Annotated in this window: 1 protein-coding gene; it reads left to right on the top strand. The window is 51.0% G+C overall.

All coding sequences use genetic code 11. The annotated features are described in order from the left end of the window. The coding region (locus tag SB775_RS33440) for an anion permease (RefSeq protein WP_410865601.1) at nucleotides 1-215 on the top strand (215 nt) is incomplete at its 5' end. Nucleotides 216-239: the final 24 nt, after the last annotated feature.

Here is a 239-nt window from a genome sequence, read left to right as displayed (position 1 = left end):
CTGTCACGGCATCCTGCGCATTCATGTTGCCAGTGGCGACACCGCCGAACGCGGTCGTTTTCGGCTCGGGTTATTTGAAGATTATCGACATGGCCAGAGCCGGGTTTATTCTGAATGTCTTCGGGATTGTCTTTGTTGGCCTAGCCGTCTATTACTTCTTGCCACTCGTTTGGGGAATCGATTTATTGAGCACGCCTGCCAGATTCCTGGATTAATCACAAAAAGCCGCCTCAGTTGTC

This window comes from Peribacillus sp. SIMBA_075 (assembly GCF_046534585.1).
The sequence above is the reverse complement of the archived record's forward strand: the minus strand, read 5'-3'. Positions and strand labels throughout refer to the sequence as shown.